Origin of the sequence: Marisediminitalea oceani (assembly GCF_003731635.1) — a bacterium.
Classification (GTDB): Bacteria; Pseudomonadota; Gammaproteobacteria; order Enterobacterales; family Alteromonadaceae; genus Alteromonas; species Alteromonas oceani.
Window position 1 is genome coordinate 264643 of sequence record NZ_RCUA01000032.1, and the last position, 22063, is coordinate 286705.

The window sequence follows — 22063 nt, forward strand, 5'->3', positions numbered from 1 at the left end:
TTAGTCGCTAACCACCGGTTGACCTAAACGCCAGCCTTCAAAGCCGCCATCCATACTGTACACCTTTTCGTAGCCCTGACCGGCCAGAAACTGCGCGGCCTGCTGGCTGCTTACGCCGTGGTAGCACACCACCACTACCGGTGCAGTTTTTGGGGTGGCTTCCATAAACGCGGCCAGATTATCGTTCGACAGGTTAATGGCGCCTTCCATATGCGCAGACTGAAACGAACCGGCATCGCGGATATCGGCTATAACCAGATCGTCCTTTTGTTCAGCGACGTCGGCGATAGAGATGTGTTGGAATGGTTGCATAATACTTTTATTGCCAGTTAAGAATGACTTTTCCTGACTCTCCGGAACCCATTACATCAAAGCCTTGCTGAAAGTCGTCAATGGCAAACTGATGCGTAATAATGGGGGAAATGTCCAGGCCACTTTGCAGTAAGCTCGCCATCTTGTACCAGGTTTCAAACATTTCCCGGCCGTAGATACCTTTAATCACCAGGCCTTTAAAAATCACCTGATTCCAGTCGATGGCGACGTCCTGCGGCGGAATACCAAGCATGGCAACTTTACCGCCGTTGTTCATGTTATTGAGCATATCGCGAAAGGCCGCCGGGACTCCAGACATTTCTAGGCCGATATCAAAGCCCTCGGTCATGCCCAGCGACTGCATAACGTCTTGCAGCGATTCTTCGGCTACGTTTACAGCGCGGCTTACGCCCATTTTTTCGGCCAGTTTCAGACGATACGGGTTTACATCGGTGATCACCACATGGCGGGCACCCACGTGGCGGGCTACCGCAGCAGCCATAATGCCGATTGGGCCCGCGCCGGTAATCAATACATCCTCGCCCACCAGGTCAAACGACAGCGCGGTGTGCACAGCGTTGCCAAAGGGGTCGAAAATAGAGGCCAGGTCGTCGCTGATGTTATCCGGAATTTTAAACGCGTTAAACGCAGGGATTACCAGGTATTCTGCAAAAGCACCGGCACGGTTCACGCCCACCCCTTCGGTATTGCGGCACAGGTGACGGCGGCCAGCACGGCAGTTACGGCAGTGGCCACAGGTGATATGGCCTTCGCCAGACACCCGATCGCCCACTTTGAAGCCCTGCACTTCCTGACCCATGTCAACCACTTCGCCCACATATTCGTGGCCCACTACCATGGGCACCGGAATGGTTTTCTGCGCCCAGTCGTCCCACTGGTAAATATGCATGTCGGTACCGCAAATGGCGGTTTTACGAATTTTGATCAGCAGGTCGTTATGACCCATTACCGGCTTATCGGTATCAAGCATCCAGATACCGCGGGTTGGCTGCTGTTTTACCAACGATTTCATACAATTACTCCCAGCTCACGACCCACTTCAATAAATGCATCTACTGCTTTGTCTACGTGCTCCAGAGTATGGGCGGCAGACATCTGAGTACGAATACGGGCCTGCCCTTTAGGCACCACAGGATAAGAGAAGCCAATCACATAAATGCCTTTCTCCAGCAGTTTTTCGGCCATCTGGTTAGCCAGCTTGGCATCACCAAGCATCACCGGAATAATCGCGTGATCTTCGCCTGCCAGCGTAAAGCCGGCCTCTGTCATGCGGTTGCGGAAGTGTTCGGCATTGCGCCACAGCTGGGCACGCAGATCGTGGCCGTCGGCCATCATGTCGAACACTTTTAATGAGGCTGCCACAATTGGCGGCGCTACAGAGTTTGAAAACAGGTATGGGCGCGAACGCTGGCGAAGCCATTCAATGGCAGCCTTGCTGCCTGAGGTGTAGCCGCCGGAAGCGCCGCCTAAGGCCTTACCTAAGGTGCCGGTGATCAAATCCACCCGCCCCAGCACGTCACAGTATTCGTGGCTGCCGCGGCCGTTTTCGCCTAAAAAGCCGGTAGCATGGCAATCGTCTACCATCACCATGGCGTCGTACTTATCGGCCAGATCGCATACGCCTTTCAGGTTGGCAATGATTCCGTCCATCGAAAACACACCGTCGGTTGCAATAAGGATAAACCGGGCGCCATCTTCGCGCGCCTGCTTTAACTGTTCCTCCAGCGCCTGCATGTCGTTGTTAGCATAGCGGTAGCGCTTAGCTTTACTAAGGCGCACGCCGTCGATGATGCTCGCGTGATTAAGCGCGTCAGACACGATGGCATCTTCCGGCCCAAGCAGGGTTTCAAACAAACCGCCATTGGCGTCGAAACAGGACGGGTACAAAATAGTGTCTTCGGTACCCAGGAAGTCGCTGATTTTGGCTTCCAGCGCTTTGTGAATGTCCTGGGTACCGCAAATAAAGCGTACAGAGGCCATGCCGAAGCCATGAGTGTCCAGACCACTCTTAGCCGCTTCTATCAGTGCCGGATGATTTGCCAGGCCAAGATAGTTGTTGGCACAAAAGTTAATAACGTGATCACCGCTCTGAGTGGCTATGTCGGCTTGTTGCTGGGTGGTGATCACCCGCTCTACTTTGTACAACCCATCCTCACGGGTGGCGTTAAGCTGTTGTTCGAGATGAGAAATAAAAGAAGCTGACATGCAAGCACTCCTGGCCGACAGGGTTGGATAAAAGAGGCGTATTGTACCGAAGAGCCGGTGATGCTGCCTATGCCACCAAGCATGGCAGCAGGTTTCTGCACGCACAAAGTGTAAACTTTTAAAGACGCTCGGTAACTGCTAACAGAGCAATGACAGGTTAGAGCTGCCAGCGCCCCATATAAACCTTGGTTTGCAGCACTTCCCACAGGACATCTTCCTTGATGGGTTTACTAATGTAGTAGCCCTGCCCGTACTGGCAGCTCATGTTGGCCAGCTGATATAGCTGCTCGGGTTGTTCAATTCCTTCGGCGATAATTTCCTGCCCCATGCTGCGCACCATACTGATGGTGGAGCTAACGATATTGCGATCGCTTTCGGTCTCGAGCATGCCAGCTATAAAAGAACGGTCAATCTTAATAATATCGCTGGGGATGGTTTTCAGATAACTCAATGACGAATAGCCGGTACCAAAGTCGTCTACGGCAATTTTACAGCCCAGCGCGCGGATCTGCTGGATCACTTCCACTGCGCGCTCAATATCGGCCACCAGCACGGTTTCGGTGAGTTCCAATTCGATGTTGCGCGCGTCCACCTTATGCAGCTCAATAAGCTCCATCAGGTAGGGTAGCAACGCGCTGTTAGCAAACTGCGCCGCCGACAAATTAATGGCCATTTTTACGTTACGGTAGCCATTACTTGCCAGTCGCGAGAGTAGCTCGATAGCCTTTTCCATCACCCAAAAATCAAGCTCAGACATCATTGCCGTATTTTCGAGCATGGGCAGAAAATCGCCCGGCGGCACCAGGCCTCGCTGCGGGTGATTCCAGCGCAACAACGCTTCAAACCCGGTTAATCGCTTACTGGCCAGTTCAATTTGCGGTTGCAGGGCAAGGAAGAATTGTTGTTCTTTTAAAGCAATACGGGCTTCATTCTCAAGCTCCACCTGCTTAACGATTTTCTGGTTCATCGACGAATTAAAGAAGCGGAAGCTGGAGCCTCGCTCCAGCTTGGCTTCGTACATGGCGGTGTCGGCCTGACGCATCAGCTCCAGCGCCCGTGTTTTTGAGTTGGAAGTGTAAGCCACGCCAATACTGATGCTGATATAGAAAGTTTGTTCGCTGATGCGCATAGGCTCAACAAACTCTTCGATCAGCTTGTCGGCAACAATATTTACCTGCTCGACCTTATCGAGCCCGGTTACCAGGATCACGAATTCATCGCCACCAAACCGGGCGATCAGATCATTTTCCCGGATCACTCTGGAAAGTCTTTCACCGGCAAGTTTTACCACCTCGTCGCCAAAGTGATGGCCGTGACTGTCGTTAACTTTTTTAAAGTTGTCCAGGTCAATGAACAATAAGGCCATACCCGCTTGCTGGCGGTGCAGTGCGGCCAGTTGTTTGTTGATCTGAAAGGTCATCATATTGCGATTAGGCAGGCCGGTCAGGCTGTCGAACATGGCCATTTTTTCCAACTTGGCGGTGTTCACTGTCATTTGCTGATCCAAAGATTCCAGCTTATCCGACAGTTCAACAGCGGCCTCGCCCAGAGTGTCGAGCTCATCGAGCAGCCATTTTTTACGAGTGAAGCTGCGTTTTTGCTGTAACTTAAACTCCTCAAAACGCTTTTGCGCCAGTAACGGCAACATATTCGCCAGTACAGAAAGTTTTTGTGCATAGCGCCGCAATAGCACAAACATACACAGCACAAAGGTTAGCACCAGGCCTACACCACCAAAAAAGATAATGCGGTTCTGGCTCTTATAGGCTTGCTTGCGCTCATGGATGTCATGGGTAAACATCAGGTAGTGCCCGTTAGGCTTGTGCTGATAAAGCGGCAGTAACGTGATCAGATAGGCACGCCCATTTACGTTTACTTCGTGGCCGTTGGTAATTAACCTGGTTTTACTGGCCGACGGCGGGATCGCGCCCAGGATATCGCGCATAAAGCGCTCCTGCTTTTCACTGACCATACTGTTAATAAAGTATCTGTCAGATTGAGTACTACTGCCTTTTGCGTGCTTCACCAGTACCAGATCGGACTGACTCGCTCCCTGGGTGGCCTCACTGAGTAAGGCCAGCAACTCCTGCAGTGAGGTACTCATTACCACCACATTGGTGGTTTGCCGGTTGATCATCACCGGAATACTGACAATCTGTTCGCATATCACATGGCAATGCACACTGGCAATCGGCCGGGCCTCTACTAATGTCTGTTCTACCATAGCCAGTATATCATCCGGCAAATACTCACCTTGCTGATAAACCAGTTGTTGCTGGTTGTTGATGACCCACAAATTACTCACATCCCATTGCAGCAGCAGAAAATCCTCAGCTCGCCGGAAGGTATCTACCAGCTCGGTAGTGTTTCGCGGAGGGGTGTCGCTGATGTACTTAAGACCTTCAACCCAGACTGATAAACGGTCATTGAGCAGAGTAGACAGCTGGTGATAGCGGGTAACGTCCCGCGATAAAATCGCCTGGTTGAGTTGTTGTTCCTGATTGGCCGCCTGGTACAACAGTAAGCTCACCACTAGCGAACAAACAAGCATGATTACCAGCAACATAATAGCCAGCACTTTATAACTGAGTGAGACAGTTTTCTGCATTGGCTCAGAACCAGTACATCAGTTGTAAAGACCACGCATTCCAGTAGGGCCTGGCGTAAACCAGCGCATCAGGAAATACCACGGCCGTCAGGCGGCCGGCACCGTGGGTACGGGAGAACTCACCGCTAAGCCTTAGATTTGCCTGAATATTCCAGCTCAGGCCCAGGGTCAGTGTATCCATATACCCATAATGTTCAGGAATGGCACCAAAGGGGTTGAATGCCAGCTGATCGCCGTGGCGGTCTTTACGATCCACATCGTAGGTATCAAATCGCACCAGCCCGGTGAGGTTGTTTTGCAAAAAATAGCGCCATTGGAGGTAGCCGCCTTCGCCGGTTTTATCCACATCCAGCCTGATCCCCTGAGTAAAATCTCCCTCGTACATCAGGCGGTCACGCAGCAACTCCATGGTGAGTTCCCAGTTTTCGCTGTCGTAACGAGCGGCCAGAGTGAGCCGGTCGATACCGGACTTACCATTAAGCAGGATATCCATTGCGGCAGGGTCATAAGTAAACTCAGACTGCAACAAACTAAAGCCAAGCTGCCAGTGCATTGAGTCTGGTTGCCAGTAGGTGCTGAACTGATGGGTAAAATCCTGTTTTACCCGCCCCTGTGCCTGCGGGCTCAGCAGCTTTTCGGTATCTTCTCTGGCCAATGGTGAGCGCCCGTAGCTCCAGCGCACTTCCCAGGTACCACTGCTGCTTGTTTTAGTACTTTGCAGAGCGATACCGTCGCTACTGAGGGCGAGATCGCGGTTACCGTCATAGTAGATAGACTGAGGCAATGAAATGGAGGGGCGGGTTTGCGGTACATCCTGGGTGGCCGAATACCACCAGTGACGATTTTTATAACGTCCCAGGTGCAGGTTTACCTGCCAGTCAAACAAACGTGTTAAGCGCCAGTCTAAGAATAGATAGTCAAGCCGTGCGCCCCGGCGAAAACGATTGCCGCCGTCGAGGTAAACTAACTGGCCGGACACGCTCAGAGAAGGATTAATCACATAGGAGCCGTTAATCCCTATTTCGGTTAGTTCGGTGGTTATTTCATTGCCCGTGGTGATGTAGTCGCTGTCGGTAGAGCTGGTAAGCCCCTGGGCAACAAAGCCGTGCCATGAGAAATTGTCGTGATTAGCCTCGCTAAAAGGAGTAAAAAGCAGTAACAGACCCCCTACACTCAACGTAAAACGCTTCATAACGGCTCTCCTACTGTGATCATCCTGATATCTTTCTTTATCTGCCCGGGCGCTTGCAGGTAGCCAATGGCACCGGGCGTTTGTCCGATTATGTCTTGCATAGCCTGGGCGGTGTCGATGGATTTAGGGGCCTCGCCCTGGCCGGAATACACCACCCGCTGCCAGATCCGTTCGAGCTGGTAGGGATAAATATTGAGTAACTGACGGCAAAAATACTGATGTGTATCACTTTCGGGCGGCAGTACAAATACCCTGATCCGACTTCCGTCAGGCCAGAACTGGGTACGCCCGGCAAAGATCATCCGAAGTTGTGCGGGTGTTAGCGTAGTAATATCAACGGATTGATTAACCACCACAGCAATAGACTGTGTTGGTGTCTCGGCCCGAGCAGTTGCTGTCCAGAGTGCTCCTATCCATAACAATAGGGCGCCGAAGCAGAACGCTTTTAAAATCCAAATTTTCAAATGTACGCCTTAACTAATATGGTAGTCATTTGCGTAGGTCCCTTCCTGCCGCCAAGTGCCTTCCCTGAGTTGGAAAAGCCCAACTACAAGTTTAGAAAAGAATTGGATTTTTTAAAGTGTTTATTACTATAACTTTAGTGCAATAAGCGCAGGACGTTAAACGCTTTCAAACCGGTTAAGCAGAGTATCGATAGCGGTATTAACCTGCTCAGTGGTGATCATGCTCATCAGGTCTTCACCTTTGGCCCGACGTCCCCAGGGCAATGCTTGCCAGGGTTTACCAGCCTGCTGTTCAATGCACTGGTCGTAAACCGAAACCACATCGGCCAGGTTGTTATAGGGGCCAGTGCGGCGGGGGTTAGAGTGTGCGTACAGGCCAATGACCGGCGTATTCACTGCCGTTGCCATATGGGCAGGGCCTGTGTCGGGGGCGATAACCAAACTCGCCTCAGCGAGCACACCAGCCAGCTCTTTGAGAGTGGTTTTACCAATCAGATCGTCTTTAATGGGGGCGCCGGCTGCCAGGATAGCATCACCGATGGTTCTGTCGAGCGGCCCAGGACCGCCGCAAAGGAGTACCGGTATGTTTTTATCCGCAAGATGCTTAGCTGCCGCGGCATAGCCCTCTGCAGTCCAGTTACGTTCTGCCTTAGACGCAGCCGGGCAGATAACGCCATAGCGGCCATATTGCTGCTTTAAGGTAATGCCCTTAGCCAAGTCAGACTCGCTCAAAGGCAACTGCCAGGCAGGCTTTTCCACCGGCTCAATGCCCATGGCATCCGCAAACGCCATAAAACCTTCCAGCACGTGAGGATGCTGCTGCCGGGCAATGCGTTTATTAATAAACAGGCTATGGCCTTCTTTGCTGCGAGACTTATCAAAGCCTAAACGCACTTTAGCCCTGATAGCGCGGGAAAGCAGATTAGCGCGCAGTGCTATCTGCATTACACAAAGCACATCGAAACGCTGTGCTTTAAATTGCTGGCGTATAGCCTGCATCCCTTTACGGCCGGTTTTCTTGTCATAGATAACAAACTCCACGCCGTCTATGCCGTTGAGCAACTGGTACTCTATCTTACCGATAATCCAGGTTATACGGATGTCAGGTCTGGCACGCCTGATACGATTAACCATGGCCGCGGCGTGACACACATCGCCAATGGCTGACAATCTAAGAATACATATTCTTGCGTTTTGAGGGAGTTTTATTACGCCTGACAAAGAATCTTCCAACTAGCACTGATAAACCCCGCTAATTTGATTACAATCAGCATGATTTAACAAGTCTTAATACTGAGAATTATCGTTGCAAGCCATAGAAACCTACACATCAGGCCGTGATACCCTGTTACTTTGCGCCGACCAGTGCGAAGCCTTTGGTATTCCTGTTCCTCCTCCTGAATGGTTACAGCAGTCGCACTGGCAGCAGTCTGCCACGGCTAACAGCGGGCGCGGTCAGGCGGTGCTGATTGATGAGCCGGCGCAAATGGTGCTGAGGGATTATTGCCGGGGCGGTCTGGTAAGGCACGTGTCTGAAAGACGGTTTATTTTCGGCGGGTTAACCTCTACCCGCCCTTATCGTGAACTCAACCTGCTCAATAAGATGCACCAGGCAGGATTGCCAGTGCCCAGAGGGCTGGCCGGACGGGTTAGCCGCTATGGTATCAGCTACGAAGCCAGTATCTTGATGGAACGAATTCCACACAGTTGTGAAGTGCATGAACACCTGCTGACAAAGCCACTTTCTGCCCAACAATGGCAACAAATAGGGCGCTTGATCAGGCAGTTACACGACAACCAGATCTACCATCACGACCTCAATATTCACAATATCATGATCGATCGGGACGATAAGTTCTGGCTGATTGATTTTGATAAATGCGCCGAAAAAGCCGGTGACCAGTGGAAAGCCGGTAATCTGAGTCGATTAAACCGTTCCTTACTCAAAGAACAAGGCAAGTATACCGGATATCATTTTACGCCAGATGACTGGCAACACCTGCAAACCGGTTACAACCGCAGCGAGTGACCTGCTGGCAATTGCATCCGCCGCCAATTCTGGTTACTGTTTTGATAACACCAACGACATTTAAACATTATGCACACACGAGCTATCTACCCCGGGACCTTTGATCCTATCACCAACGGCCACGCCGACCTCATCGAACGGGCTTCACGCATGTTTGATGAAGTGATTGTGGGGATTGCCGCCAATCCCAGTAAAAAGCCGTTATTCAGCCTGGAAGAGCGCGTGTCGCTGATTTCTACGGTGACCAGTGAACTGGACAATGTCACCGTGATCGGTTTTTCCGGTTTGCTGGCGGAGTTTGCCCGTACCGAGAACGCCACTATTCTGATCAGAGGCCTGCGTGCGGTGGCCGATTTTGAATATGAGTTTCAGCTGGCCAATATGAACCGGCGGTTAAATCCGGACCTGGAAAGTGTTTTCCTTACCCCTTCGGAAGAGAACTCGTTTATTTCCTCAACGCTGGTGAAAGAAGTGGCCCTGCATCATGGCGATGTGGGTCAGTTTTGTCATCCGGCAGTTAAAGCGGCGCTGGAAAAGCGCTTACACGGTTAATCAGCTGCGCTTAGCGCTGGCACTGCGGACAGTAAAAGGTATTACGCTGACCAATAGTCAGGCTTTTAATGGGCGTTTCACAGATTAAGCATGGCTCACCAGAGCGCCCGTAAACGTTGAGAGACTGTTTAAAGTAGCCCGGGTTACCGTCGGTCTGGGTAAAGTCTTTAAGTGTGGTACCGCCCTGCTGAATGGCTTTTGCCAGTACTTCTTTTATTGCGATGGTCAGCAATGCGTAGCGTTTTGCGCTGACCTTGCCCGCTTTTCGGCGGGGATCGATACCGGCCATAAACAACGCTTCGTTGGCGTAGATATTACCTACTCCCACCACAACCGCGTTATCCATAATAAAGTTCTTAATGGCCACCTGTTTATTGCGAGACAACGTCACCAGACGCTCCGCATCAAAATCGGTTGTCAGCGGTTCCGGGCCCAGGTGGGCCAATAGCTGCGGAACGGGTTCCCCGGGGGCTTGCCAGAGGCAGGCACCAAAGCGTCTGGGATCGTTAAGCCGCAGGCACTTGCCGTTATCCAGCACAATGTCGATATGGTCATGTTTGACCGGAGCTACGTTCGCATCGAGAACCCGCAGTTTGCCAGACATCCCCAGGTGCAGAATTATCCGCCCGCCACCTGCCAGCTCAATAAGCAGGTATTTGGCCCGGCGGTTAACGGCCGTAACCTGTTGACCAATCGCATCAGCGAGTGATTCTGGCACCGGCCAGCGCAAACGGCGATCGCGAACAATAATATTGCGGATTACCTGCCCTTCAAGAAAAGGGGCAACGCCAAGGCGACTGACTTCTACTTCTGGTAACTCAGGCATTACATTTCCTGCTCATCGGCCAGCCAGGGTAGCAGTTGTGACAAACGCACCTCATCGAGGGTATACCACTGCTGATCAAACTGTACCCAGAGGTTCTGATCCTTAGCCACAAAGGCATAAACCAGCCCCTGCGAGGCACCGGCTACCCAGACAACGGCTATCAATGGTTCGGTTTGAGTGATTTCCCGCGGCGGCTTGGCGGGTTGCATTACGGCGTTACGCCACTGGCTGATTTGCGCTTCAGGCGTGCTGCTGAGGGTTTTATTGACGCCGTTCCAGCGCCACTGCTGACCAACCCGTTCGAGTTTAAAGCCGCTTTGCTCAATTTTGAGCACATGGGCGTTTTCCGGCAACAGCGGTAAGCTGACAGGCTGCTTACTTTCCGGCACAAAACGGTCCAGATTAAACAGGAATATCATGCCTAACATGGCGAATATCACCACATTATTGAATCCTCGTTTGGACAGTCTTGCCATAGTTTAGTTACCTGTTGAGATATACTGCAGACATTCACGCAAAAAACCCGGCAACGGCCGGGTTTTCGTGGAGACAAAAGCAAGTTTTATTACTTGATTTTGGCCTCTTTAAACATAACGTGCTTACGAACAACGGGATCATACTTTTTGATCTCCATTTTGCCCGGCATGTTACGCTTGTTTTTGTCAGTGGTGTAGAAGAAACCAGTACCAGCTGAAGAAACTAATTTAATTTTATCACGCATGATTTGGCTTCCTTAGATCTTTTCGCCACGGGCACGGATATCTGTTAATACAGCATCAATGCCTTTTTTATCGATAATACGCATGCCTTTAGCAGACAGACGCAGTTTAACGAAGCGGTTTTCGCTCTCAACCCAAAAACGGTGAGATTGAAGGTTTGGTAAAAAGCGACGGCGAGTCGCGTTTCTAGCGTGAGAGCGGTTGTTACCTACCGCAGGACGCTTACCTGTTACTTGACATACTCTTGACATTATTTGTCTCCAGAACAACGAATTTTGTCTCGCCAATCGGTCCCACCAGCAATTTGGGTGTCGGGTCTGATGACGTCTTAACCTTTAAATAAGAGGGCGCATTTTATACAGCAAATCTGCGCCGAATTCAACACTAATGCAGAAAAACCTGCGATCCTGAGCAAAAAACCGCCAACCGGATCCTTCAGATCGGCATTTATACCCTGTTTCAGCGCCTAATCCAAGAATGGCGATCGCATTTCTGTTGTGCCGATCAGCTGCACCGGACGGTTCAGCATCTGGCCGCCATCCCGGGCAATAGGTACCCATGGGAACTGGCCGCGCCCCGTAGCTGGCTGCAGAATAAACAGATCCAGCGGCACCGATACATAAAAGCCTTTAGTAAAGCTGCCTTCACCGTATTCTTCCGACGACACATTGGTAAATGAGGCAAATGCGCCTACCACAATGCCACTGTCGAAGCGTTTGGCGAAGTCGATATTGATACCGCGATCCTTAGCAAGGAACTGCCCTACGCTGGCTCTGATACGGGTATCCGGTAGAAAATCAGGCTGATAATAAGCCGAAGCAAAACCGGTGACCGCCGAATAATCCATAAAGGCCGTTGTGCTATCCGGGTCGCGCTGTTTCACGTAGTTGATATCCACACCGAAGGCAAAGTTACTGTCGATGGGGCGATACATAATTTCGCCGCCTACACCGCCGAACATGGTTTCCAGATAGCCGCCATAGCCCTGGTAATACCAATTATCCGCCAGTCTGTCGGACCACTGCATAAACACCGTATCAAGGGTTATCATTGGCCCGGTAACATACTCACGAACCCGGGTTCTTACCCGCGGCAAAAAGGCTTCTTCGGCATCTACGGTAAAGTTAAATTTATCGAAGTTATCCAGCAACGTGGTACGGATCCCACCATAGATCCCCAGATGCTCATTAAACTTATAGCCCACACTGCTCAGCAGCCCGATTTGGTATAAGTAAAAATCTTCCGGGTTACCGAAGGTCTGCGTCCAGAAAAACTTGGTGGAGAAAAAGGCACCGGTAGCGCGATGTGGCTCGTAGGCATCAACCTGTTGCTGGGTGGGTGAAACCCGCCGATAGGTATCTTCTACATTACTTTCTGGCACGCTGTACGTAGCATGTTCACGGAACGTATCCGCATCAATAACGGTATCCACCATCGGGACATTATTGCTCTGTTCAACCAGGTGATATTGCTTAATTGATTCCGGCAGCTCAGAGGCCAGAATGCGGCCAACCCGTTCAACGCCCTCATTGCGGTCGCGATATCTCGTTTGCAGGCCATAAAAAGTGGCCTGGTCATCGTCGATTTCAAGGTCGGTGATCACATAGCCCCCGTGACGGCGCAGATCGTTATAAAGCTTCTGGCGATTCACTGCGGCAGCGTTTTCTGGCGGTTTAATGCCTTGAATTTCACGCGGTGGATTATCAATTTTGACCTGACTAACAGTATGCATATTCAGCTTATAGCTGACGCCAAAGCCGATAGTATTGCCGCGCTGATAATTAAGTGAAAAATCAAAGTTATTCCAGCGGTAGACAGCACCAAAGTTCCAGCGGGAGTCCTGCTCCAGGGCACCGGCGCGGTCCTGCTGGTAATTATTCCCCTCAAACTCTGCTTTGAAACTCAGGCCTTCCAGCGGAGTCTGATACTCTACCCCGCCAAATACCGCCATGGGTCCTTTGAAGAAGTTCTGGTAATCAACCTTACCCCCGCGGCCAGAAAAGCCGTCCGGGCGCTCACAGAAGCTGTCTCTGAGCTCACAAAAAGGGTTAGTGATATCGTTCTGATAACCTAAGTGACCCCAGCCTAAGCCAAGGTGAAAATCGAATGGCCCCACCGCTTTACTGGCATTGACAAACTCGCTTTCAAAAAAGCCGGTGCCGCCGAAATCTCTGAAACCCACCGAGATATCGGGTAAATAATAGCTTTCTTCCCACAGGCGGAATTTTACGTCGAGGCCTTTGTCTTTAAGGGTTTGATCGCCACTGAAATCTGCTACGTTGCTGTATAATCGGGTGCGCACATCGGTATACCGGGCGGTAGCTTCCATCCAGGGGAACAGCTGCAGACTGACCGACATAAAGCGGTATTCCTGGTTGTCGGTGTAACTCATCGACAGGGCGCCTTCCGGCATCATCCGGGCGGTTGGCGTTTGCCAGAGTCCTACACCACCCTGCACCATCTGACTGGGGGTTACTGAGTAAGTCGTTGGCTGATCTGATTCGTCAGCCCGGGTCTGAGGCACGGCTGCCATGCAGGCCAGCGCCAGAGTCGACAAAGAGAAAGAAAAACGCGGAGCAGCCAAGGTTACATCCTATGCATCATAAGTTGGGCGATTTTGTCGTTGAGCGGACCGATACGGTCGAAAAACAGCTCATCCTGAAGCGGTATAAAAATTTCACTGCCGGGCATCGGCTTAACAAACTGGCGATTCCAGTAGGCGATACCAAGCTTTTTCACATCACCATCGGGTTCGAGCAAATAGGCGATATCCCGATGGGCATTGGCCGCCAAATCAACGCTATCGATATAATCAGTAACGGTAAGCCCGGTTTTAAACGGTAATGCCGTGGCCTGTTGCACCATGCCAGTGAGTCGAACCACCTGTGAGCGTTGTTTAAAACGTATATAGTACTCACCGGTATTGAACTGCGGGTTAAGGGCAGGATTAAGCCGTGCCTGATCATAATCAACAATCAATTTGAGACGGCGCATTAACTGCCAGCTGCCTATTTCCTGATACAACGCAGAAAGCTGGCGATATTCCGCACTGCCCTTAGACTGCTCACGGATCAGCGCTGCCAGTTGCTGGAGAATATCTGCCCGTTGCTGCTCTATTTCAGGCGCATTTAACTGGTAAACCGCCGCATTAGCCCAGTACTGCGTAGGCTTTTGTTCAACGATAGACAATACCGTGGCCAGGCGCACCGGGCGGTCGAAGGTATAAATCTGGCCCGCTACATTGAAGGTCACTGCGATGTCTGCAGTGGCTGAATAAGAAAGCAAACCGAGCATCATACAAAGTACACGCAACATCAGTTTGCCTCCCTGGCGTTAATTAACCGGGCTATACGGCTCACAAATGTCATTTTCATCAGATCGGAATTTGGTGTGGCTTTCTGTTCGCTATAAATAATCTGCCCGCTGGTCTGTTCCAGCCAGTAGACGTTCTGCCAGGTGGTCTCATAGGTCCAGTAGGGTTCATTAATATCGATGGAAACCGTTTCGGTGACCGGAATAACGGTGAATGCTTTATCGTAAAACGTGACCTGCTGCGGGGCGCCTCGTTGCCACTGAGAATCCACAGGCAGGTCATAGTGGTGTTCTTCCACATCGATATGGTATTTCCAGCTGGCATCCGTTAGCTGCGAGGTGGCTCTGAGCGGATTGCCCTGGAGATTATCGGTATACTGCAGGTCGATATCCAGACCGGAGATACGGATAATTTTATCCTGATCCATGGCCACCACCACGTGGTCGGCCGACACCCATTTATTCTGCCCGTCTTCAATATAGGCCAGTGCCATATACACGGGTAAACGCTCACCATGTAGTACTTTAAGGAAATCAACTTTACTTTCTCTGACCTGTTGCAGAGATAACGAAGGGCCGTCTTCAAAAAATGCCAGACGCAGGGTTTCCAGGTATAACCTGTTAACATTAGAACAACCAGCCAACAGAACGCTGACGGCTACCATGATGAAAAATCGAAGAAGTGTTGCAACAGACATGAAAGACTCGGTTCAGCCTAATGTAATTCCATAACCAATAAAAAAGCCGCCCAACAGGCGGCTTTCTAAAACTGTTTTCGCTTACTGAGGAACAGTAGGCAAATAAGTAGTTGTTACTGGTACAGTGATAGTAGTAGTTACACCGTTAGTAACAGTAGTAGTCAGGGTATTTGTTACGTTGTAGCAAATGCCGTCTACCAGGTCGTCACCAGCAGAACACTCTGGATCTGGATCAACTGGGCCGGGGCCCGGAACTTCAGGGGTGGTATTAGTATCGTTACTAGCGATAACTGAGCCAACTACTGCAGCGGCGATTACACCACCAGCAATACCAGCAGCACCTAAGCCGCCTAAGCCAGCACCAGCGCCACCAGCACCTGCTGCACCGCCCTCTTGTTGTGCATTCGCAGACATTGCCATAGCGGCAGTGATCAGCGTAATAAGCAATGATTTTTTCATGTTTAGTCCTTTCTATGGGATATCCGCCAAGTGATCATACTAAAGCATTTTTACCGGCAGATCACTAGGGTTGGCGTAAAAAAGTACAACTTAAGATAAAATATACCGGTATAAAAAAACAAACTAAAGTATAAATTTTCAAACCTTTATACCACATCGGCGGCTCAGTTGATCACATTAAGCCCTGTTGGGCCAGAGAACACACCTGATTATCGGCCACAATAAAGTGGTCGAGCACCTCTACATCCACCAGCGCCATGGCGTGTTTAATATCCCGGGTTAAGCGAATATCCGCCTCGCTGGGAGTGGGATTACCTGAAGGGTGATTGTGCACCAGAATAATCGCTGCAGCATGGTCGGCAATTACCTGCCTGACAATTTCCCGGGGATAAACAGCCGCCGCATTAATAGTACCGGAAAACAGCTTTCTGAACATAATAAGCTGATGCTGGCTATCGAGCATCAACACGCCAAACACTTCCTGTTTTAAGTCGCGCAGCTCAGCCCGCAGGTAAAATTTAGCATCTTCGGCGCAATGAAATACCGAGCGTTTATATAATGGCTCAGCCAGTTGGCGGCGGCAGATTTCCATGGCCGCCTGAAGCTCGCAATAGCGGGCTTTACCAATGCCTGGCAGCGCACAAAGTTCATGACTGGAAGCGGAGATCACCCCGCGCAAACTGCTAAAATGCGCTAGTAACGCTCCCGCCAACTCCAGTACGGTAAGCCCGCGGGTGCCGCTGCGCAGAATAATCGCCAGCAGTTCGGTGTCTGATAATTGCTGTGGCCCATACTTAAGCAGTCTCTCGCGGGGTCGTTCCTGTAGTGGCCAGTGATGGAGTGTCAGCGTCATAACATCTCTCGGTAATGTAACGTTGGTAACCTCAACAGACTAAGAGAAAAGTTGCCGGCCAACTACTGCACCTGAGCCGGGTTTTCGCTACACACCAGGTGCGGTGCATGCTAATCTTTCCCTGTTTAGCTGGTCGGACATATACACATGACGTTACAAGGTAAAAAAATAGTACTGGGAATTAGCGGCGGCATAGCGGCTTATAAAACCCCGGATTTAGTGCGTAAATTAACCGCTCAGGGCGCGCGGGTTCGCGTGATCCTCAACCAGTCAGGCGGGCACTTTGTCAGCGAGTTGTCGCTGCAGGCAGTGTCGGGTTTTCCAGTGAGCACTGATTTGCTGGACCCCAGCGCAGAAGCCGCGATGGGCCATATTGAGCTGGCCAAATGGGCAGATATTCTGCTGATAGCGCCGGCTACCGCCAACACCATGGCTAAACTTGCCCATGGCATTGCCGACGACTTACTGACCACCGTATACCTGGCCACCTCGGCAACCGTGTGTATTGCTCCTGCCATGAATCAACAAATGTGGAAAGCTAAACCGACACAGCACAACCTGCGATTATTGCGTAGCTACGAGACGCACATTCTCGGCCCGGAGGACGGCGCCCAGGCCTGTGGTGACATTGGCCCTGGCCGGATGCTTGAACCAGAAAAAATCGTTGAGTGTTTAATGACATTACTCAACAGGCCGCTGCCGCTACGGGGCAAGCACCTGTTGATTACCGCCGGCCCAACCCGGGAAAGTCTGGACCCGGTGCGTTTTCTGTCTAACCACAGCTCGGGCAAAATGGGTTTTGCCATTGCCGAACAGGCCCGAAACCTTGGCGCCGAGGTAACTCTGGTAGCCGGCCCGGTAGCTTTGCCCACGCCAGACGGGGTAACGCGAATTAATGTAGAGAGTGCCGGGCAGATGCTCGAGGCCGTAATGGCCAAGGTTAACAGTCAGGATATTTTTATCGCAACGGCTGCTGTTGCCGATTACCGGGCAGAAAATGTAGCGGATAATAAGATCAAGAAAAATGCCGATGAGTTAACACTTACTTTTGTAAAAAACCCTGATATCCTAAAAACAGTAGCAGGCTTGCCTAAGCCACCATTTTGCGTTGGTTTTGCTGCAGAGAGTCAGGATGTTGAAGCTTATGCAAAACGGAAACTGGCCGATAAGAAACTCGATATGATTGCGGCGAATGATATTACTGTTGCCGGTTTAGGGTTTAACAGTGACGCCAATGCGTTACAGGTGTTCTGGCCGGATGGGCGCTGTGATTTACCTGCCCAGCCCAAAACTGAACTCGCGCTGGCGTTGTTGAACGTAGTCATTGAACGATATCAAGAAAAAAACGACACACTGTCATTATAATTCACAATAAAGTGGAAACTGTTGTCACTCAATAATATGGTGGAGGAAGCACTTTTATTATGCCTGCTGCAAAACGAACTAACCGTAGAGCGCAAATTCTACAGGCGCTCGCCGGAATGCTGGAAACCAGCCCCGGTCAGCGTATAACCACGGCGAAGCTTGCTGAAAAAGTAGGCGTATCTGAAGCCGCGCTGTATCGTCACTTTCCCAGCAAAGCCCGGATGTTTGAAGGCTTAATTGAGTTTATTGAGGAAACCCTGTTTTCGCGCATCAATAAAATAATCAATGAAGAGAAAGATGCGGCAGCCCGTTGTCAGCTCATTCTGCACCTTATTCTTGGTTTTGCCGAAAAGAACCCCGGCATTACCCGTATCCTGAACGGTGATGCACTGATGGGTGAACAGGAACGTTTGCGTCTACGCATTGCCAAACTGTTCGAACGTCTGGAAACTCAGTTAAAGCAGGTTTTACGGGAGCGCAGATTGCGTGAAGGTAAAGAGCTTGCCGCCGATGAAGGCCTCATAGCAAACACGCTTATCTGTTTTACCGACGGCCGCATCAACCAGTTTATCCGCAGTGGTTTTCAGCGCAAACCTACCGAGTATTTCAATGAACACTGGGCCTGCTTTAAGCAGTCTTTTTTCATTTAACATACGCTGACAAATGCAGACTGAGAGCAACCGTTTATTTGCATTTCATGCGAGGCAAACTACAGTTAACTTAGATTAAAACGCTGACTTTATTATGCCTCGCACATCGCTTTACAACCTGAATGATATTCTCTGCGAAGCGGAAGATATATTTATTGAACACAGTTACAACGGCGCCGTAATGGATGAAATTATCGCCCGTACTGAGTTTAATCGCAGGGGGTTTTATCTTGAGTTTGGCAGTAAGCTTAAGTTTCTTTACGCCGCCCTGGAGTATTACGATACCCACAAACTATCACCCATTCTTGCACACCTTGAGGATCATCAGGGGCTGGCGTCTATTGAGCGTTTCTTTGCCACTTACATAGAACATATTTATGGTCGCGGCTGCCTGTTGATTAACATGGTAACCGAGTTAGGCAGCGAAGATGATCATATCCGCTCACTGGGCCGCCACTATCTCGACAAACTGCAGCTGGCGTTTATCGGCTGCCTGGAGCAAGCGCAACGCCAGCAAACCGTACAAACCAATATCAACGTTGAGGCGGTAGCCTTACAGCTCACCAGTTTCGTGCAGGGATTTGCCATCAACAGCATTCTGGCGGAAAGTAAAGAAGAGTTACATATCGCCACCCGCGCCCTTCTGCAGCCCATTTCGCAATAACAATTGTGCTTTCTCCTCTTGGAGTGGCCACCCTTCTCCCCTTATAATCGGCGTTAGTTTTATACCTTTTTCAGCAGTAATAAAGAGAACATCAATGGCCGACAATACAAAGCTCTACCGGGTACAGTTTGTGAGTAATGGTGAACATTATGAGCTATATGTGCGGGAGGTCTCCCAGGGCGGATTATTTGGGTTTGTAGAAATTGGCGATTTTGTCTGGGATAACCACAGTCACATTGTGGTGGATCCCTCCCATGAAAAACTCAAAACCGAGTTTGCCGATGTCACCAGCACTTTTATTCCAATGCATAATGTGCTTAGAATCGACCAGGTAAAAAAACAAGGTAGTGCCAAAATCACTGAGTTATCGGATAAGGTAACGGCGTTCCCCGGACCGATTTATACCCCAAAGAAAGATTAACCCTGCGAGCCTGTACTGACACATGGATTATTCTGATATGCTGATATTTGCAAGCTTTGCTGCGCTGGTTCTGTTATTGATTTTTTTTGGTCTGAAAGTTCAGAACTTACAAAAGCAACTGCAACTGTGCCAGAACAGCCTGAAAGCCACTTCAAGACGGATGAGCGATGCTAACGGCAGCATGGTGGTGCTCGCCCAACAAATTCAGAGCTTTCTGGCCGAACGGCTCGACGCCTCACACAAACGTGGTTTAGTGAACGCTAAGCACTATGAAACACTGCAACCGATGTTTGAGAAAATCAGCGCAGTGGCAGTGTATTGCATGGATAAAGATATGTCGGTTGAAGAAGCTCTCAATGCCGCTTTACAGGATGGAGAAGTGACCCTGGAGCAACTTCGTGAAGTGATTAAAATACAGCCCAGCGATATCCGCATGGCCTGGAGTAAAAATACCCTCGATGGCTTTATTATCGCCTGCCGCGGTCTTAGCTTTCCGCCAACCAAAACTGAAAGCAGTAAAGCGGAATAATTAAACAAATCCCACGCGCCTCTTGCAGAGGCGTTTTTTTTGACTAAAATACTGTATAAATAAACAGTATTTTTATTATGTCAGCATCTATCAGTTCGCTTGTTAAACATCCCCTGGTTTTTAGGGGCCGGGACCACCGTCACAGTGCCGATGGTAACGAAGTGCGGCTGCCTTTCGGCCAGGCTAGTCTGGATAAAGCCTGTGCAGGCGGTGTGCCTGCGGCTGGCGCAATGAGTATCAGAGCACTTGCCGGGCAAGGCGAACTGCAACTGCTGAATAATGTACTGTTGCAAAAAGCCGGTACCCAAAAGCGCATTATCTGGTTGCCCAACCGGTTGCACTTAAACCCAAACTGGCTGTCTCAAACGCCTTACCAGCAACAATCCTGGGTAATCAACACCACTAACGAAGCGGATGCCCTATGGGCCTGTGAACAGGCAATTCGTAGTCAGGCCTGTTGTTGTGTAGTGATGTACCTTGCTCAGATAGAACCGAAGGCTGCCCGACGACTGCAGGTACTGGCGAGGCAATACGACTGCCTGGTAGTACTGGTTCATCCCGGTAACAGGATTCCGGGCGCGTTGCCGGTAAACATTGATATGGAGCTGAGCTGCGATGCGCGGCAATGGTTTGTTCATTTACATCGGGTCAGCGGTGCCTGGCCGCAACAGCATATTGCCATTGAACATCCGCTTCCGGCTTCTAACAGTGCCATTATTAACGCGTTCAGGCAGTACAGTAACAGCGCTGCAACTGCTATTCACGAAGTCAGTTAGTTTAATGCACTGGCTCTATCTGCATTTTCCACGCTTGCAGCTCGATTTATTTGAGCAGCTTCACCCTGAGCAAACCGGGCCAACAGTAGTGTTTGACGGAACCGACAATACCGTTTGTCAGTTATCAGCAGCGGCCATCAGTGCTGGCATTAAGCCGGGTATGGGCTTAGCAGAAGTAACCGCTATCCATGCGCAAACCGGGATTATTGAATATTCCGCCAATAGCGAAAGCAGTCAGCTGGAGCAGCTGGCTACCACTCTTTATGCAATTGCCTCTGATATCGTCTGTGTTGCCAGCAATGGTATCGCCATTAATCTGAGTCCGCTGATGCGTTATTATCAGGGACTGGATAATTTTATGGCGTTATGTGAACGAACGTTAACCGCACAGCGCGTGCACTTTCAGTTTGGCTCTGGTGCTACCATCGAAATAGCCCGGGTGCTGGCCCGCAGTTGCGTTAACCGGGTAGAGAAAACCCCTGACCCGGCCAATAACCATCTTAAAAACTGCTCGCTACAGGCTACTGAACTCCCCGCCAGAGAAATCGAGCAGTTAAACCGAATTGGAATTCGCACGCTGGGGCAACTTATTGCGTTACCGCTGGAAGAAATTGGTAAACGCTTTAATAACCAGATCATTACTTACCTGCTGGCTATAAAGGGCGTAAAGCAGCCGCCTTACAGTTTATTTCACCCGCGAAAGCTATTCAGCCAGTACCTTGAACTGCCTTATGCGGTTGAGTCTGCACCGGGATTAAGCCGCTATATTGCTGTCGTGCTAGCCAATAATTGTACATACCTGCAAAAGCGTAACCTGGCCACCGACACTCTGCAATTTGAACTACAGCAACGGGAGCACGATAACATGGTGTTTGTGGTTAATGCCGGTACCGCTCATCATCATTTAAGTGAATGGCAAATGCTCATCGACCTAAAGCTTGAGCAACTTAAGCTCGACTCTCCGGTCACCTCACTAACCCTTATATGTGACCAACTGGTTGAGTTTGATCCGGAAAACCTGTCGTTACTGCAAAGCACCTACTCAAGACACGCTGAAAACATGCTGTTGGGCAAACTGCTGGCCAGGCTCGGCAACGATAGCGTGAAAACGGTTGATCAGGTTAATGAGCACCGTCAGGATTATGCCGTACAACAGACATGCACACTTCATAATGCACCGGCCAGTTCAGAAGCTAACGGCCAGCAACCGGCCTGGCTGATGGTTCAGCCTCAACCGCTGACCGAGCAGACTCAAATTCTTTACGGGCCGGAGCGGATTCATACTGGCTGGTGGGATGATCACCCGGTAAAGCGGGACTATTTTTTAGCCGTAACCGGCAAAGGCCAGCGCCTGTGGGTGTATCGGGATGATCAACAGCACTGGTATGTACACGGGTACTTTGGCTGA

The 22063-nt window shown here is 50.4% G+C and carries 25 protein-coding genes; 9 read left to right on the forward strand and 16 right to left on the reverse strand.

What is annotated here, in order from left to right:
• The 7 genes from glpE to D9T21_RS10675 form a co-directional block, all read right to left on the reverse strand.
• Complete coding sequence (gene glpE, locus D9T21_RS10645) at positions 1–312, reverse strand: thiosulfate sulfurtransferase GlpE (protein ID WP_123324913.1); 312 nt, start codon at positions 310–312, stop codon at positions 1–3.
• Positions 313–319: 7 nt separating this feature from the next.
• On the reverse strand, positions 320–1345 hold the full coding sequence (gene tdh / locus D9T21_RS10650) for an L-threonine 3-dehydrogenase (protein WP_123324914.1): 1026 nt from the start codon (positions 1343–1345) through the stop codon (positions 320–322).
• The gene (locus D9T21_RS10655) at positions 1342–2538 is read right to left on the reverse strand and encodes a glycine C-acetyltransferase (protein ID WP_123324915.1); all 1197 of its coding nucleotides are present in this window, start codon (positions 2536–2538) and stop codon (positions 1342–1344) included. Before D9T21_RS10655 ends, tdh begins: the two co-directional genes overlap by 4 nt.
• Before the next feature lie 157 nt (positions 2539–2695).
• Positions 2696–5146 carry a putative bifunctional diguanylate cyclase/phosphodiesterase gene (locus tag D9T21_RS10660; protein ID WP_123324916.1) on the reverse strand — a complete coding sequence of 817 codons (2451 nt, stop codon included), beginning with the start codon at positions 5144–5146 and terminating at the stop codon, positions 2696–2698.
• Positions 5147–5150: 4 nt separating this feature from the next.
• The gene (locus D9T21_RS10665) at positions 5151–6338 is read right to left on the reverse strand and encodes a hypothetical protein (RefSeq protein ID WP_123324917.1); all 1188 of its coding nucleotides are present in this window, start codon (positions 6336–6338) and stop codon (positions 5151–5153) included.
• Positions 6335–6802, reverse strand: a complete 468-nt coding sequence (locus tag D9T21_RS10670) for a substrate-binding domain-containing protein (protein WP_123324918.1) — start codon at positions 6800–6802, stop codon at positions 6335–6337. The genes D9T21_RS10665 and D9T21_RS10670 overlap by 4 nt, the downstream gene beginning before the upstream one ends.
• A 156-nt stretch (positions 6803–6958) precedes the next feature.
• Entirely contained in the window at positions 6959–7972 is a 1014-nt protein-coding gene (locus D9T21_RS10675; RefSeq protein WP_241155687.1) for a glycosyltransferase family 9 protein, read from the reverse strand.
• Between the two features lie 136 nt (positions 7973–8108).
• Between D9T21_RS10675 and D9T21_RS10680 the strand changes: the two genes are divergently transcribed.
• Both D9T21_RS10680 and coaD read left to right on the forward strand, forming a co-directional pair.
• Entirely contained in the window at positions 8109–8831 is a 723-nt protein-coding gene (locus tag D9T21_RS10680; RefSeq protein ID WP_123324919.1) for a 3-deoxy-D-manno-octulosonic acid kinase, read from the forward strand.
• 69 nt (positions 8832–8900) lie between these two features.
• Complete coding sequence (gene coaD / locus D9T21_RS10685) at positions 8901–9383, forward strand: pantetheine-phosphate adenylyltransferase (RefSeq protein WP_123324920.1); 483 nt, start codon at positions 8901–8903, stop codon at positions 9381–9383.
• A gap of 10 nt (positions 9384–9393) precedes the next feature.
• Here coaD and mutM read toward each other — a convergent pair whose 3' ends face one another.
• The 9 genes from mutM to radC all read right to left on the reverse strand — a co-directional run bounded on the left by mutM (position 9394) and on the right by radC (position 16244).
• A complete protein-coding gene (gene mutM / locus D9T21_RS10690; RefSeq protein ID WP_123324921.1) occupies positions 9394–10209 on the reverse strand; it encodes a bifunctional DNA-formamidopyrimidine glycosylase/DNA-(apurinic or apyrimidinic site) lyase in 816 nt (271 codons plus the stop codon).
• On the reverse strand, positions 10209–10685 hold the full coding sequence (locus D9T21_RS10695; RefSeq protein ID WP_123324922.1) for a hypothetical protein: 477 nt from the start codon (positions 10683–10685) through the stop codon (positions 10209–10211). Before D9T21_RS10695 ends, mutM begins: the two co-directional genes overlap by 1 nt.
• Positions 10686–10774: 89 nt before the next feature.
• On the reverse strand, positions 10775–10930 hold the full coding sequence (gene rpmG / locus D9T21_RS10700) for a 50S ribosomal protein L33 (RefSeq protein WP_012516577.1): 156 nt from the start codon (positions 10928–10930) through the stop codon (positions 10775–10777).
• 12 nt (positions 10931–10942) lie between these two features.
• Positions 10943–11179, reverse strand: coding sequence for a 50S ribosomal protein L28 (gene rpmB, locus D9T21_RS10705; protein WP_105933571.1), 237 nt, complete (start codon positions 11177–11179; stop codon positions 10943–10945).
• Positions 11180–11394: 215 nt separating this feature from the next.
• The gene (locus tag D9T21_RS10710; RefSeq protein WP_377908156.1) at positions 11395–13512 is read right to left on the reverse strand and encodes a YjbH domain-containing protein; all 2118 of its coding nucleotides are present in this window, start codon (positions 13510–13512) and stop codon (positions 11395–11397) included.
• A 2-nt stretch (positions 13513–13514) separates the two neighbouring features.
• Positions 13515–14243, reverse strand: coding sequence for a capsule biosynthesis GfcC family protein (locus D9T21_RS10715; protein WP_123324923.1), 729 nt, complete (start codon positions 14241–14243; stop codon positions 13515–13517).
• The gene (locus tag D9T21_RS10720; RefSeq protein WP_123324924.1) at positions 14243–14938 is read right to left on the reverse strand and encodes a YjbF family lipoprotein; all 696 of its coding nucleotides are present in this window, start codon (positions 14936–14938) and stop codon (positions 14243–14245) included. Before D9T21_RS10720 ends, D9T21_RS10715 begins: the two co-directional genes overlap by 1 nt.
• 81 nt (positions 14939–15019) lie before the next feature.
• Positions 15020–15397: a hypothetical protein gene (locus D9T21_RS10725; RefSeq protein ID WP_123324925.1), complete on the reverse strand. Its 378-nt coding sequence runs from the start codon at positions 15395–15397 to the stop codon at positions 15020–15022.
• Positions 15398–15569: 172 nt separating this feature from the next.
• Positions 15570–16244, reverse strand: a complete 675-nt coding sequence (gene radC / locus D9T21_RS10730; RefSeq protein ID WP_123324959.1) for a RadC family protein — start codon at positions 16242–16244, stop codon at positions 15570–15572.
• A gap of 153 nt (positions 16245–16397) precedes the next feature.
• On the opposite strand from radC, the gene coaBC reads away from it, so the two are divergent.
• The 7 genes from coaBC to D9T21_RS10765 all read left to right on the forward strand — a co-directional run bounded on the left by coaBC (position 16398) and on the right by D9T21_RS10765 (position 22063).
• Entirely contained in the window at positions 16398–17615 is a 1218-nt protein-coding gene (gene coaBC / locus D9T21_RS10735) for a bifunctional phosphopantothenoylcysteine decarboxylase/phosphopantothenate--cysteine ligase CoaBC (protein ID WP_123324926.1), read from the forward strand.
• A gap of 59 nt (positions 17616–17674) precedes the next feature.
• Entirely contained in the window at positions 17675–18265 is a 591-nt protein-coding gene (slmA, locus tag D9T21_RS10740; protein ID WP_123324927.1) for a nucleoid occlusion factor SlmA, read from the forward strand.
• Between the two features lie 94 nt (positions 18266–18359).
• A complete protein-coding gene (locus D9T21_RS10745; RefSeq protein WP_123324928.1) occupies positions 18360–18929 on the forward strand; it encodes a TetR/AcrR family transcriptional regulator in 570 nt (189 codons plus the stop codon).
• Positions 18930–19023: 94 nt separating this feature from the next.
• Complete coding sequence (locus D9T21_RS10750) at positions 19024–19350, forward strand: DUF1820 family protein (protein WP_123324929.1); 327 nt, start codon at positions 19024–19026, stop codon at positions 19348–19350.
• 37 nt (positions 19351–19387) lie between these two features.
• Positions 19388–19879 (forward strand): hypothetical protein, encoded by a 492-nt coding sequence (locus tag D9T21_RS10755; protein WP_164464648.1) that lies wholly within the window; start codon positions 19388–19390, stop codon positions 19877–19879.
• Between the two features lie 77 nt (positions 19880–19956).
• Positions 19957–20655 carry a hypothetical protein gene (locus D9T21_RS10760; RefSeq protein WP_123324931.1) on the forward strand — a complete coding sequence of 233 codons (699 nt, stop codon included), beginning with the start codon at positions 19957–19959 and terminating at the stop codon, positions 20653–20655.
• A gap of 4 nt (positions 20656–20659) precedes the next feature.
• Positions 20660–22063, forward strand: coding sequence for a Y-family DNA polymerase (locus tag D9T21_RS10765; protein ID WP_123324932.1), 1404 nt, complete (start codon positions 20660–20662; stop codon positions 22061–22063).

Coding starts and splice junctions, on each gene's coding strand:
- glpE (WP_123324913.1), bottom strand. CDS start 312: ATGCAACCATTCCAACACATCTCTATCGCCGACGTCGCTGAACAAAAG.
- tdh (WP_123324914.1), bottom strand. CDS start 1,345: ATGAAATCGTTGGTAAAACAGCAGCCAACCCGCGGTATCTGGATGCTT.
- D9T21_RS10655 (WP_123324915.1), bottom strand. CDS start 2,538: ATGTCAGCTTCTTTTATTTCTCATCTCGAACAACAGCTTAACGCCACC.
- D9T21_RS10660 (WP_123324916.1), bottom strand. CDS start 5,146: ATGCAGAAAACTGTCTCACTCAGTTATAAAGTGCTGGCTATTATGTTG.
- D9T21_RS10665 (WP_123324917.1), bottom strand. CDS start 6,338: ATGAAGCGTTTTACGTTGAGTGTAGGGGGTCTGTTACTGCTTTTTACT.
- coaD (WP_123324920.1), top strand. CDS start 8,901: ATGCACACACGAGCTATCTACCCCGGGACCTTTGATCCTATCACCAAC.
- mutM (WP_123324921.1), bottom strand. CDS start 10,209: ATGCCTGAGTTACCAGAAGTAGAAGTCAGTCGCCTTGGCGTTGCCCCT.
- D9T21_RS10695 (WP_123324922.1), bottom strand. CDS start 10,685: ATGGCAAGACTGTCCAAACGAGGATTCAATAATGTGGTGATATTCGCC.
- rpmG (WP_012516577.1), bottom strand. CDS start 10,930: ATGCGTGATAAAATTAAATTAGTTTCTTCAGCTGGTACTGGTTTCTTC.
- rpmB (WP_105933571.1), bottom strand. CDS start 11,179: ATGTCAAGAGTATGTCAAGTAACAGGTAAGCGTCCTGCGGTAGGTAAC.
- D9T21_RS10715 (WP_123324923.1), bottom strand. CDS start 14,243: ATGTTGCGTGTACTTTGTATGATGCTCGGTTTGCTTTCTTATTCAGCC.
- D9T21_RS10720 (WP_123324924.1), bottom strand. CDS start 14,938: ATGTCTGTTGCAACACTTCTTCGATTTTTCATCATGGTAGCCGTCAGC.
- D9T21_RS10725 (WP_123324925.1), bottom strand. CDS start 15,397: ATGAAAAAATCATTGCTTATTACGCTGATCACTGCCGCTATGGCAATG.
- coaBC (WP_123324926.1), top strand. CDS start 16,398: ATGACGTTACAAGGTAAAAAAATAGTACTGGGAATTAGCGGCGGCATA.
- slmA (WP_123324927.1), top strand. CDS start 17,675: ATGCCTGCTGCAAAACGAACTAACCGTAGAGCGCAAATTCTACAGGCG.
- D9T21_RS10745 (WP_123324928.1), top strand. CDS start 18,360: ATGCCTCGCACATCGCTTTACAACCTGAATGATATTCTCTGCGAAGCG.
- D9T21_RS10750 (WP_123324929.1), top strand. CDS start 19,024: ATGGCCGACAATACAAAGCTCTACCGGGTACAGTTTGTGAGTAATGGT.
- D9T21_RS10755 (WP_164464648.1), top strand. CDS start 19,388: ATGCTGATATTTGCAAGCTTTGCTGCGCTGGTTCTGTTATTGATTTTT.
- D9T21_RS10760 (WP_123324931.1), top strand. CDS start 19,957: ATGTCAGCATCTATCAGTTCGCTTGTTAAACATCCCCTGGTTTTTAGG.
- D9T21_RS10765 (WP_123324932.1), top strand. CDS start 20,660: ATGCACTGGCTCTATCTGCATTTTCCACGCTTGCAGCTCGATTTATTT.